Here is a 12,145-nt window from a genome sequence, read left to right as displayed (position 1 = left end):
GCAGTAGTCTATAGATAGTTTTGAGAGTATAAAACACAATGTTATGACTTTTAAAAACAAATCCTTAGAAATATTATCGTCAAGTGAAATGATAAATTTAGCTGAATTCATAGTTAAAGAGAATTTTAAACATCACACTAAAGGAAGCTTACCAAGTAATTATTATTCAAGTATTCAATCTATTTATAAAGAAGAGCTAGGTTTTTCTAAGAACTCAAAAGTATTTGTTTCAAAAAATGACAAAGGAGAAATTCAAGGTGCTATAAGAGTGCTAAGATGGGATTACTCAAGAAAGTTACCAATTCAAAAAATATTTGGAATTAACCCGATAGAAATTGCAGGTATGTCTCCTTTAAAAACAATTTGGCACATAGGTAGATTCGCAATAAAAAAAGAGGTTAGTGATATAAACCTTTTTAAAAAACTAATGATTTGTGCCATAAGTCCAATTTGTGAAAAAGAAAACTCTGTTGCTTTCGCTGAGTGTGATAGTAAGTTGTTAAGAGTTTTAAGAATTTTAGGAATAGAAGCTACTGTGGTTGGTGAGGCAGTGAACTATTTAGGCTCAGAGACTATACCTGTGTGTATGACTTATTCAGGTTTAATAGGGTTTTATAGAAAAAATAAGCATTTGATATTTAAATCAATAGACGATAGTTCAGTAAAAAAATCAAAACTACCTAAAAGTGTAGTTATTGACAGTCAGTTGGTTAACTACACTTTAGTGTAATGAGATAGATGTAGAGGTCATTTAAATTTGAAGTATAATAAAATAAATTAAAGAAATGAAGAAACAGGTTTTAAATATGATTTTGCTTTTAATGTGTACAAATATCCTCTCACAAATAACGTACAATGGGGTGGTTGTTGATACAAAAAAACAGCCAATTTCTCTAGCCAATGTAATTTTATATGATTCTATAAATAATAAACTTATAGATGGAGTAACTACTGATGATAGAGGGGAGTTCAGATTAAAAGTAAAAGAAAAAACTTCATTTTTTATTGAAATAAGTTTTTTAGGTTTTAAAACCAAGAAAATCAATGTAACAACTAATGATTTAGGTAATATTGTTTTAGAAGAGGACACAAGCTTACTTAAAGAAGTAATAATAACTAGTAAAAAACAAACATTAGTTAGGAAAAACGATCGTTTAGTTTTTAATATAGATAAAACAGTTGCTCAAGAGTTAGGTTCTGCCGTAGAAGTATTGAGGGTAACACCAAATATAGTTATTAGAGATGATCAATTAACAATGCTTGGAAAAAGTTTTGTAAGAGTGATGGTTAATAGTAAAATGTTGCCGTTGACGGGAGATGATTTAAGAGGGTACTTAGCCAGTATTAATAGCTCTGATATTGTTAGAGTTGAGGTAATAACAGTGCCACCTTCAGAGTTTGAGGCTGAAGGAAATGGAGGAGTAATTAATATAGTTCTTAAAAAAGAAAAGAAAGATTTTTGGAGTGCCGTAGCCCGCATGTCAAGTACCCAGAGAACATTATTTTCCTACGGAAGAAGTTTAGCTCTAAATTACAAAAAGAAAAATACATATTTAACTGTAAATATTTCTAATGGACTTTATCTAAAAAGAAACATTTTTAGAAATAATAACTTTTTTTCAAATGAAACATGGAGGGGTAATGGACCTTCAGAATATGAGGACGAGTATTTAAATTATAGATTGTCATTTACTCAAACTTTAACTGAAAAATGGGAATTAGGGTTAGGATACTCAGGAACAAACTCAGATATAATTTCTTCGACAGGTAATAAAGATTTGATTTACGATTTAAAGGATGAGTTAAAGTATTCCTTATTATCTGATGGAGTTTCTAACAAAGATGCCAAGAGCCATGCGTTAAATTTTTACAATACAATTAAACTAGATAGTTTAGGGAAAAAGATTTCGTTAGATGTAGATTATTATAAATCTACTTCGTTTAAAGAAGGTGAAAATAAAGGAGAAAGGAGAGAACAAAATACGATAACTCCTACTTTTTCAAACAATACGAGTATAGATTATGATTTTGAAAATATTTCAGGAAAAATAGACGTATCGTTACCCTATAATTCAATAGATATAAAGTTAGGAGGTAAAGTGTCTTTTTCTCAAACTAATAATGACTTTAAGTTTTATGACAGCTTTAATGGAACCCCAGTTTTAGATGAGAATCAATCTAATGTATTTAATTATGACGAGCATATTTATGCAGCATATGTATCAGGAACTAAGAAAATTTCAGAAAAGTTTAGTGCAAAAGCAGGACTTAGATTAGAGAGCACAGTAACTAAATCATACTCTAAATCAAATAACCAATCGAACGAAAATAAATATACTAAGTTTTTTCCTACACTATACCTTACATACAAATTAAAGGGAGAACAGTCACTATCGTTTAATGTAAGTAGGAGATTAAATAGACCTAGATTTGAAAGTTTAGATCCTTTTAAGATAGTTGTAAATCCCTTTAAAACAATACAAGGTAATCCGTTTTTACAACCTTCATTTATTACTAACACAGAACTAATATTTAATTCTAAAAAGAACGAATTAAAGGTATATAGTCAAAAGATTACAGAAGGGTATGAGCAAATTTCAGAGTTAGATCCTGTAAGTAAAGTGGTAAACTATACGTATTATAATCATTTAGATATAGAAAATTACGGAATAACAGATACGTATATCTTTGATAAATTAAAATGGTTGACTTCATACAACACAATAGATATAGGGTATTCTAAAATGTCTTCATCAATACCTGAAACTATTAGAGAACAAGAAGGGTTTAATGCCTTTGTACAAACTCAGAATTATATAAAATTAAATTCTAAAAAAACGCTATCACTAGGGGTTAATTATTACCATGTTTTTGCAGCAAAACAAAATGTTTCAAGACATGGAGGTTACGGTCCTTTAGACTTATCTCTTAGATTAAAACTACTAAAAGGAGATTTAAACCTAGTGATGTATGCTAATGATATTTTAAAAACAAGTGTAACTACTGTGACAGGTTATTATAACAATGTTAAAACAACTTATAATAACTATTACGATTCAAGATCATTAAGTTTTATAGTAAGATACACATTTGGAAATAAAAATATTAGAACAAAAAGAGATAGATCAGGTAATAGAGATATACAAAATAGGGCTCAATAATAATTGAGTATATAAAATAACCAAGGCCAAGGTTTACAGACCGAAAAACAGTTAAAGTCTTAAAAATATAACTGATAATTAATTCAATATAAAATTTTAAAGATGAAAAAAATCACACTAAACAAAGGATTAAAGTTAAACAAAGAGGCAATTACAAAGTTACAAGACTCTCAAATGTCAACCTTTAAAGGAGGTATTAGAGCAGCAGGACTTACTTGTGCAAACGGATCGTGTATCAAATCTTGTAATGAAAACTCTTGTAATGGATCAGCAGACCAGGTAATTAATTAAAAAACAAAAAGATGAAAAAAATCACATTAAACAAAGGATTAAGATTAAACAAAGAAGCAATTACAAAGCTTCAAGATTCACAAATGTCTTCTTTTAAAGGAGGTATAAATGCAGCAGCAGGAGCTACTTGTGCAAATGGATCTTGTATTAAGTCGTGTAATGAGGATTCATGTAAAGGAGCGGATCAAGTTATTCATTAATAATAAAAACAAATAAAGATGAAAAAAATCACATTAAACAAAGGGTTAAAATTAAACAAAGAAGCAATTACAAAGCTTCAAGATTCACAAATGTCTTCTTTTAAAGGAGGAGTTAGAGAAGCAGAAGGTCTTACTTGTGCAAATGGATCTTGTATTAAGTCGTGTAATGAGGATTCTTGTAATGCTAACCGAATACAATAATAAAAACAAAAAGATGAAAAAAATCACATTAAACAAAGGGTTAAAGTTAAATAAAGAAGCAATTACAAAGCTTCAAGATTCACAAATGTCTTCCTTCAAAGGAGGAATTAGAGACGCGGAAGGTCTTACTTGTGCAAATGGATCTTGCATTAAGTCATGTAATAAAAATTCATGTAAAGGAGCAGATCAAGTAATTAATTAAAAAAACAAAAAGATGAAAAAAATCACACTAAACAAAGGATTAAAGTTAAATAAAGAAGCAATTACAAAGCTTCAAGATTCTCAAATGTCTTCTTTTAAAGGAGGTATAAATGCAGCAGCAGGAGCTACTTGTGCAAATGGATCTTGTATACAATCATGTAATAAAAACTCTTGTAAAGGAGGAGCAGATCAAGTAATTAATTAAAAAACAAAAAGATGAAAAAAATCACATTAAACAAAGGGTTAAAATTAAACAAAGAAGCAATTACAAAGCTTCAAGATTCACAAATGTCTTCTTTTAAAGGAGGAGTAAGAGAAGCAGAAGGTCTTACTTGTGCAAATGGATCTTGTATTAAATCTTGTAATAGAAACTCTTGTAAAGATCAAGTTATTAATTAAATAGTAATTAATAGAACAAGGTTCTTTTTAACCTAAAAGAACCTTGTCTAAAAATAAATAAAGATGAAAAAAATCACACTAAACAAAGGATTAAAGTTAAATAAAGAAGCAATTACAAAACTTCAAGAAGCTCAAATGTCTCAATTAAAAGGAGGGGTTAGAGACGCAGCAAGTATTTCTTGTTTAAATTTTACATGTAATGCGTCTTGTGATACAGGAACGTGTAATGGATCTGCAGATCAAGTTTTAAACTAAAATGAAATTGCAAAGTAAATATAACTCTATTAAAATAATAATAAATACAGCAGTTTAATTGCTGCTGTATTTTAAAGTCATACAAAATGAAAGAAGCACATAAATTAATAGAAAATATAGATAAAATAAAAAGAGAAGATTTAGAGTCAGATAGTTTATTAAATGGAAAGTTAGGACTTGTTTATTACTACTTATGTCTTTATAAGGTTTTTAATAAAGAAGATCATTTACAAAGAATAGAAAAAAACTTAGAGTCTGTTTTTACAAATATTGAAAAAGGTGTTTCTAGCTTAATGTATGATTCTACATTAGAAAATGGTTTGAGTGGTTTAGGGTATGTTTTACAGTTACTAATTGAAGAAAAAATAATAGATGAAGGTTACAATTCACAACTAGAAGAAATAAATAACATAGTAGTAGGTCAAGCTATTGAGTTAATTCAAAATAATAATTATGATTTCGTTAGAGGTCCTTTTGGAATTTTATTTTATCTAAATTATGTAGATAGCAAACCTCATGTTAATAGAGTTTTAGAAGTTTTGTTTGAAAAGTTAAAAGAGGATAAAAACTTTTTATTTTATAATGAATACACATATATAGAAGGCGTGCACATTGGTTATGCCCACGGATTATGTGCGATAATAAAAGTTTTAAATGATATAAATGATGAAAGAGCAGAGTATTTCGTAAGATATTTATTAGATAAACTAATGAATATTATAAAAAAGAATGAATATCAAATAATCAAAGACAAGAAATACTACTTGCCTAGAAGTATTCACAAAGGAGATGAGTTTGAAAAAGGCTTAAATTATAGAGCTGTGCTAGCCTGGTCTAATTGTGATGTGAATTTTTCTACATTAATATATTCATTAAATGAAAAATTTAAAACTAATGAGCTACTAACTATTGCTAATAAAATAGCTTTAGAAAGCCTTGAAAAAAGAGAAGAGAAACATACAAGAATTTGGGATCATAGGTTTTACTTTGGGAGTTCAGGAGTGTTAAAAACATACATGTTCTTATATAAAAAAACTAGAAACTCAAAGTATAAAGAAGCATCTAACTTTTGGTATAAAAAAACATTAAACTTTCTTACTGAAAGTACTATAAAAGAACATCCTCTTAATTTTTTAAATAATCTGCCGGCTACAGCTTTATCTCTTTTAGAGTTTGAAAGAGAAGAAGAATTTAACTGGTCCAAAATACTACTATTATGATAAACGATATTTTAAAAATTGGAATACTAGAGTTTGCAGCTAGCAATAAACAAAATTCAATGCATGCTATAGAAGATATTTTTACTTATGCATGTAGGGCAGATGAGTTAAATTTTTCTAGATTTTGGCTTACAGAGCACCACAGAGCTAGTGCTGTACATCCATACAATAACCCTGAGATCTTAATGACCCTAATTGCGGGTATGACAGAAAATATTAGGATAGGATCTGCAGGATCTCTAATAGGTTATTACTCGCCATATTCTTTGGCGCAAAATTATAAACTACTTAATAATATTTATAATAACAGAATTGATTTTGGTTTGTCTAAAGGACGTCCAGAAAACGCACATCAACATAATTTTTTCAATTTAAATAATAGCACATTTGAAAATACGATGTACGAGAAAAACCTTCAAGCGATATGTGAACTACTGCATGAAGAAGAAAAAAAATACAATGAAAGCAAGATTGTACTTCCTCCATTTAAAGGAATTGCACCTTCCTTATGGTATCTATCTAACAGTTATAGGAAAAAAGATTTAGCAATAAAAAATAAATTAAACATATGTAGGTCTCTAATGCACGGTTTAGATGTTTTTGAATACGATGAAGACCTCAAAGGGTTACAAGAATATAAAGAAGAGTATTATCAAACGAACGGGCAACTTCCAGAAGTAGCTATAGCAATAGCAGTTACTTTTTCAAAAACAAAAGAACAAGTAGAGCAAGAAGAGAAGAAATATAAAAACAAAAGAGAGGGCTTGAAAATTATTCCGGTTAATGAATATACTTTTTTAGAAAAATTAGAGAAAATTCAAAAAGCATATGGGGTAAATGAAGTCATAATATGCGATACCGAAAAAGATATAGAAGCTAAGTTAGAAAACTTAGAATTAATAAAAGAATTAACAACACAGCAAGTACTTAAAACGTTTTAAGATGAAAAATATTAGTTTATTACCAAACAAAATAATCAGACAACCATTATTATCTTTAAATAAATACAATCAAATTCCTGAAAAAGAAAAAGAGCTAAATAGTTTTATAGATTCTTTATTTTTTAATAAGGAGTTCTCTGAAGCGGTTTATTTATCATCTCCTAGTTTATATAAAGAATGGGAAAAAGTAGTAAAAAAAGAGAAAGAAAGAGGAAAAATAAACGAAGCTATACTAAAATACTTTTTAAGATCAGTTTCAAATACAGTGCCTTTTGGTCTTTTTACTTCTTACACTACTTTAAGCTCAAATAGTAGTTTAGATAACGAAAAAAAGTATAAGAGGTATTCAAGTATTGATTTAGAGTATTTGCTAAACTTATTAAATCACCTTAATCAATATCCGATTATTATACAAACAGTAAAATATAGAAGAAACAATACTATATATAAAATAGGAGACAAGTATAGGTATATAGAACCAAAATTTTCTAAAGGAAATATAAGTTACACACTTTCTTCAATAGATAGTGATGAGTTAATAGATTACTTAGTGTCACATGAAAATGACACAATGACTTTTGAAGAATTAAAAAATATGATATTAAATTTAGTAGATGGAGTAGAAGAAGAAGAGGTGACTGCCTATTTATTAGATTTAATAAATTCAAAAATATATATAAGCTCATTTGAAGCTACATTAAATGAAGAAGACCTTTTAAATCAAGTAATTAATTTTTATAAAGAAAATAGTTCCAAAATAGATACAGATGAAGAGTTAAAAAAAATATTTTCATCATTAATAAAAGTTAAAGAAAAGCTGATAGAATTAGATAAAAAAGTTTTCAATTCAATAGATATTTATAATGAAATCTTTAAAGATTTAAGAAAAATAGGAGTTGATTTTAAAGAAAAATTTGTCATTAATTCAAATTTAAAAAAGATTCCCAAAAGTATAAATGATACAGAAAATATAGATATAAAGTTAAATAAATTAATGAGTGTTTTATCTAAGGTATCTAAAAAAAACATAAAAGAAGATTCAAATTTAACTGTATTTAAAAGGAGTTTTTATAATAGGTATGAAGATAAAGAAGTAGCATTAGTTGAAGCTTTAGATAATGAGTTGGGAATAGGGTATTTACCCCACTTAAAAGAGGAAGTAATATTTTCTGATTTAATAGATGATGTGACTATGCCACAAGTTCGAAAAGTTACATCAGAAAGAAAAGTAGAAACAAAAGTTCATAATTTTTGGCTTAATTTATTACTTCGAAACCCTGAAAAGAAAGAAATAAATTTAGCAAAAGAAGATTTAACCATTTTCAAAGAGGAAAATGAAGCAAAAAATGGTGCCTTTTCTATTTCTTATTCATACACTAAAGATAAAATATATCTTAAACACATTGGAGGAACAACAGGAACCAATCTAATAGGAAGATTTAGTAATAGTGATACAGAAGTTCAAGAGATTATTAATTATGTAACAGATTTTGAAAAGTCGTTACTTAAAAATAAAATTGTAGCAGAAGTTATTCACCTACCTAATAACAGAGCAGGAAACATACTAATAAGAAAAGTAAATAGAGATGCAGAAATAAGTATAATATCAAAAGCTTCTGGTAATACCAAAGTTATAGATGTAAATGACTTATACATTAGCTTGAAAAGAAATAGAATTGTTCTTAGATCAAAAAAAGAGAATAAAGAAGTTGTTCCTTTTTTAAGCTCAGCTCAAAATTATCATTACAATTCATTGCCTATTTATCATTTTTTATGCGACTTACAATCACAAGATCGTCATAATGATTATTCAATAAACTTTGGAGGGTTTAATATAGGGGATTTAGAATATTGTCCAAGGTTAACATACGGTAAAGATGTAATTCTAAGAAAAGCAACATGGTTATTAAAGAAAGATAACTACAAAGGAATAGAAAGCCTAAAAGCAGATTTAATAAAGAAAAGTGTCCCAAGGTATATTTATATAACTAGTGGTGGTGAAGATAAGATGATTATTGATATTGAAAACTACAATACACTTAACATACTATATCAAGAAATAGAAAAAAATAAAATTTTAAGAGTTACAGAATGTATTTACGATATGCATAATAATGAAACACCTGAAAGCTATGCGAATGAATATATTGGAGTTGTTAAATCTCAAAAAGAATTAAATATATTTAAAAATATTTCTACTACACATAAAATTGAAAACAATAATGTAAAGAGAACCTTTATTTACGGTGATGAATGGGTATATTTTAAGCTTTATACAGGAAGAATAACATCAGATCAACTTTTAATTGAAAACATTTCTAGAATAGCAACAAAATTAAAAAAATCAGGCATAATAGATAAGTGGTTTTTTATTCGCTTTACCGATCCAGATTTTCACTTAAGGTTAAGATTTCATTTAAAAAATGAAAAAAACTACTCAGAGATGTCTAAGATTATTCATAATGAATTATCACATTTATTAGAAGAACAAAAAATATGGAAGTTAGACTTGTCAACATACAACAGAGAGTTGGAAAGGTATTATTGGCAAAATATAGAGAGTTCTGAAACTATATTTCATATAGATTCAGAGTACACCGTAAACATGTTAAAATATCTAAAAGATAATGGAGAGAGTAGAAGGTGGCTTTTTATTTTAAAATCAATAGATGATTTTTTTAATGTTTTTGACATCAGTTTAGTTAAAAGACATCAAATTATAAATACTATGTTTAATAGTTTTTGGGTTGAGTATGGTAAAGTAAAAACAATAAAAAAAGATGTAAACAACAAGTTTAGAAAATATGTAAAAGATATAAACAGCATATTAAACATACCAGAAATTGAGGTAAAAAACATATATAAAGAGAGGTATTTAGCGTTAAAAGAAGTTCAATTGAGCATAGAAGCTAAGGAAAATTTAGATGATTTGCTATGGAGCTATATTCACATGCATGTAAATAGATTTGTGCAAGCAAATCCTAGGTTCCATGAACTTATAATGTATGGAATTTTAGAAAGATATTATAACCAAGAGATTGGTAAGAGAAAGTATAACCAAAAACAAGTTGAAAATGAAGCTTATTAGACAATATGATAAAATGGATTGCGGCCCATCTTGTTTAGGAATGGTTGCAAGTCATTACGGAAAAGAAATATCACTAAATTACCTAAGAGAAAAGTGTTATATAACAAAGGAAGGAGTTTCTTTATTAGGAATAGATGAAGCTTCAAAAAAGTTAGGTTTTGAGACTTTTTCAGCTACTCTAGGACTACAAGAGTTAAAAGATATAGATAATTTAAATTATCCATGTATTTTACATTGGAATAATAATCACTTTGTAGTTCTAAAAGAACATAAAAGACCACATTTATTAGCAAGGAAAAAGAAATGGCAAATAGCAGATCCAGCACATGGTTTTGTAAATTTAAATGATGAGAAATTTTCCAAATCATGGTTAGGGGAAAATGGAAAAGGAGTTGCATTGTTCTTAAAACCACAAAATAAGTTCGTAAATACAGAATTTAAAAAACCAGAAAAAATATCATTAAAATACTTTATAGACTTTTTTAAAAGCCATAAAAAAAAGTTGGTATTTGTATTTGTTTTAATGCTTCTAGGAAGTTTAATAAATATGGTTTTTCCTTTTTTAACACAGTACTTAATAGATAAAGGAATTGATAAAAAAGATGTAAACTATATTGAATATATTTTATTCTCTCAGCTAAGTTTGTATCTAGGAGTAATTGTTATAGAAATCTTTAGAAACTGGTCATTATTAGTCGTAGGAACCAAAATAAGTATTAAAATAATTTCAGAATTTTTGTTAAAAACATTGGATTTACCCTTAAAGTTTTTCGACTCAAAGCTTATTGGAGATTTTCAACAAAGAATACAAGATAATGATAGGATAGAATACTTTTTAACATCACAATCAATAACTACATTTTTCTCAATGATTACTTTTTTAGTATTCTTTGGAGTATTGGCTTACTATAATATAACAATACTATTAATTTATACATCATTAACACTTCTGTCTGTGTTGTGGTCTCATTATTTCTTAAAGAAAAGAAAAATATTAGATTATAACAGATTTATTGAAAACAGTAACAATCAAGAAACGATATACGAGATACTAAATGGAGTAACAGAAATGAAATTGAACTCTTTTGAGGAGTATAAGTGTAACCAATGGAAAACAGTTCAAGATAGGTTGTTTAATATAAATTTAAAAATATTAAGATTAGATCAAATTCAATCATCAGGCTTCACGTTTATAAACCACGTAAAAAATATACTAGTATCTTTTTATACAGCAATTTTAGTAGTAAACGGAGACATGACTTTAGGTGTTTTATTAAGTATTTCATACATAATAGGTATGATGAATTCTCCTGTAGATCAATTGATTAACTTTATAAGATCATTACAAGACGCAAAATTAAGTTTATCAAGGTTAAATGAAGTACAAAATGAAGATCCAGAAGAAAAAGAATCATACTCTGAGTTAAAGTTATCAAATAATGGTACAAATACAGGTGTGAAGTTGAGTAATGTTTCTTTTCAGTATGAAGGTCCCAGGTCTCCTTTTGTTCTTAATAATATTGATTTATACATTCCGGACGGAAAAGTTACAGCCATCGTTGGGGCAAGCGGAAGTGGAAAGACTACATTAATGAAGTTATTGTTAAGGTTTTATAACTCTATAGGAGGTCATATTAGTTATAATGACCAAAATATTTTAAATATTTCACCTAGAAGTCTAAGAAAACATTGTGGAGTAGTAATGCAAGATGGATTTATTTTTTCTGATACAATAAAAAGAAATATAGCGACATCAGATGAAGAAATTGATTATGAAAGGTTAAGAGAGGCAGCAAAAATAGCGAATATTGATGAGTATATTGATTCGTTAGCTCAAGGATATGATACAAAAATTGGAGCCTCAGGTAGTGGACTTTCTGGAGGACAAAAGCAACGAATATTAATAGCAAGAGCGGTTTATAAAAACCCACATTACATGTTTTTTGACGAAGCAACTTCAGCGTTAGATGCAGAAAATGAAAAGAAGATTCATGATAATTTATTCAACTTCTTTAAAGGAAGAACAGTTGTAATAATAGCTCATAGGCTTAGTACAGTAAAACACGCAGATCAAATAGTAGTGTTAAAGAAAGGGAAAGTAAGTGAAGTAGGAAGCCATGATGAATTAGTAGGTAAGAAAGGAGACTATTTTAGTTTAGTAAAAAATCAATTAGAATTAGGAAGTTAG

The 12,145-nt window shown here is 27.8% G+C and carries 13 protein-coding genes; all 13 read left to right on the top strand.

Translation table 11 applies throughout. From position 1 onward, the window contains the following. Positions 1-43 precede the first annotated feature (43 nt). Positions 44-730: a hypothetical protein gene (locus ABHQ57_RS11140; RefSeq protein WP_389863713.1), complete on the top strand. Its 687-nt coding sequence runs from the start codon at positions 44-46 to the stop codon at positions 728-730. A 55-nt stretch (positions 731-785) separates the two neighbouring features. Then, a complete protein-coding gene (locus ABHQ57_RS11135) occupies positions 786-3,161 on the top strand; it encodes an outer membrane beta-barrel family protein (RefSeq protein ID WP_083574846.1) in 2,376 nt (791 codons plus the stop codon). Between the two features lie 102 nt (positions 3,162-3,263). Beyond that, positions 3,264-3,452, top strand: coding sequence for a class I lanthipeptide (locus tag ABHQ57_RS11130; RefSeq protein ID WP_047790194.1), 189 nt, complete (start codon positions 3,264-3,266; stop codon positions 3,450-3,452). A gap of 11 nt (positions 3,453-3,463) precedes the next feature. Further along, positions 3,464-3,652 carry a class I lanthipeptide gene (locus tag ABHQ57_RS11125; protein ID WP_047790193.1) on the top strand — a complete coding sequence of 63 codons (189 nt, stop codon included), beginning with the start codon at positions 3,464-3,466 and terminating at the stop codon, positions 3,650-3,652. A gap of 18 nt (positions 3,653-3,670) precedes the next feature. Continuing rightward, positions 3,671-3,853 carry a class I lanthipeptide gene (locus ABHQ57_RS11120; RefSeq protein ID WP_047790192.1) on the top strand — a complete coding sequence of 61 codons (183 nt, stop codon included), beginning with the start codon at positions 3,671-3,673 and terminating at the stop codon, positions 3,851-3,853. Positions 3,854-3,866: 13 nt separating this feature from the next. Next, a complete protein-coding gene (locus tag ABHQ57_RS11115; protein WP_125064394.1) occupies positions 3,867-4,055 on the top strand; it encodes a class I lanthipeptide in 189 nt (62 codons plus the stop codon). A gap of 12 nt (positions 4,056-4,067) precedes the next feature. Continuing rightward, positions 4,068-4,259 carry a class I lanthipeptide gene (locus tag ABHQ57_RS11110; protein ID WP_047790190.1) on the top strand — a complete coding sequence of 64 codons (192 nt, stop codon included), beginning with the start codon at positions 4,068-4,070 and terminating at the stop codon, positions 4,257-4,259. 11 nt (positions 4,260-4,270) lie between these two features. After that, positions 4,271-4,453, top strand: coding sequence for a class I lanthipeptide (locus ABHQ57_RS11105; protein ID WP_047790189.1), 183 nt, complete (start codon positions 4,271-4,273; stop codon positions 4,451-4,453). Positions 4,454-4,516: 63 nt separating this feature from the next. After that, a complete protein-coding gene (locus ABHQ57_RS11100) occupies positions 4,517-4,708 on the top strand; it encodes a class I lanthipeptide (RefSeq protein ID WP_047790188.1) in 192 nt (63 codons plus the stop codon). 86 nt (positions 4,709-4,794) lie between these two features. Continuing rightward, a complete protein-coding gene (locus tag ABHQ57_RS11095; RefSeq protein ID WP_167714243.1) occupies positions 4,795-5,928 on the top strand; it encodes a lanthionine synthetase LanC family protein in 1,134 nt (377 codons plus the stop codon). Further along, positions 5,925-6,869 (top strand): LLM class flavin-dependent oxidoreductase, encoded by a 945-nt coding sequence (locus ABHQ57_RS11090; protein WP_073184641.1) that lies wholly within the window; start codon positions 5,925-5,927, stop codon positions 6,867-6,869. Before ABHQ57_RS11095 ends, ABHQ57_RS11090 begins: the two co-directional genes overlap by 4 nt. 1 nt (position 6,870) lies before the next feature. Next, positions 6,871-9,957 (top strand): lantibiotic dehydratase, encoded by a 3,087-nt coding sequence (locus tag ABHQ57_RS11085; RefSeq protein ID WP_167714242.1) that lies wholly within the window; start codon positions 6,871-6,873, stop codon positions 9,955-9,957. Next, positions 9,944-12,145 carry a peptidase domain-containing ABC transporter gene (locus tag ABHQ57_RS11080; protein WP_167714241.1) on the top strand — a complete coding sequence of 734 codons (2,202 nt, stop codon included), beginning with the start codon at positions 9,944-9,946 and terminating at the stop codon, positions 12,143-12,145. Before ABHQ57_RS11085 ends, ABHQ57_RS11080 begins: the two co-directional genes overlap by 14 nt.

The sequence above is a fragment of the Tenacibaculum sp. ZH5_bin.1 genome (genome assembly GCF_042865525.1).
Taxonomy (GTDB): domain Bacteria; phylum Bacteroidota; class Bacteroidia; order Flavobacteriales; family Flavobacteriaceae; genus Polaribacter; species Polaribacter mesophilus.
This window is presented reverse-complemented; position numbering and strand designations above follow the sequence as displayed.

Bases quoted from the DNA above. Each gene is read 5' to 3' on its own strand.
- ABHQ57_RS11140 (WP_389863713.1), top strand. From the start codon at position 44: ATGACTTTTAAAAACAAATCCTTAGAAATATTATCGTCAAGTGAAATG.
- ABHQ57_RS11135 (WP_083574846.1), top strand. From the start codon at position 786: ATGAAGAAACAGGTTTTAAATATGATTTTGCTTTTAATGTGTACAAAT.
- ABHQ57_RS11130 (WP_047790194.1), top strand. From the start codon at position 3,264: ATGAAAAAAATCACACTAAACAAAGGATTAAAGTTAAACAAAGAGGCA.
- ABHQ57_RS11125 (WP_047790193.1), top strand. From the start codon at position 3,464: ATGAAAAAAATCACATTAAACAAAGGATTAAGATTAAACAAAGAAGCA.
- ABHQ57_RS11120 (WP_047790192.1), top strand. From the start codon at position 3,671: ATGAAAAAAATCACATTAAACAAAGGGTTAAAATTAAACAAAGAAGCA.
- ABHQ57_RS11115 (WP_125064394.1), top strand. From the start codon at position 3,867: ATGAAAAAAATCACATTAAACAAAGGGTTAAAGTTAAATAAAGAAGCA.
- ABHQ57_RS11110 (WP_047790190.1), top strand. From the start codon at position 4,068: ATGAAAAAAATCACACTAAACAAAGGATTAAAGTTAAATAAAGAAGCA.
- ABHQ57_RS11105 (WP_047790189.1), top strand. From the start codon at position 4,271: ATGAAAAAAATCACATTAAACAAAGGGTTAAAATTAAACAAAGAAGCA.
- ABHQ57_RS11100 (WP_047790188.1), top strand. From the start codon at position 4,517: ATGAAAAAAATCACACTAAACAAAGGATTAAAGTTAAATAAAGAAGCA.
- ABHQ57_RS11095 (WP_167714243.1), top strand. From the start codon at position 4,795: ATGAAAGAAGCACATAAATTAATAGAAAATATAGATAAAATAAAAAGA.
- ABHQ57_RS11090 (WP_073184641.1), top strand. From the start codon at position 5,925: ATGATAAACGATATTTTAAAAATTGGAATACTAGAGTTTGCAGCTAGC.
- ABHQ57_RS11085 (WP_167714242.1), top strand. From the start codon at position 6,871: ATGAAAAATATTAGTTTATTACCAAACAAAATAATCAGACAACCATTA.
- ABHQ57_RS11080 (WP_167714241.1), top strand. From the start codon at position 9,944: ATGAAGCTTATTAGACAATATGATAAAATGGATTGCGGCCCATCTTGT.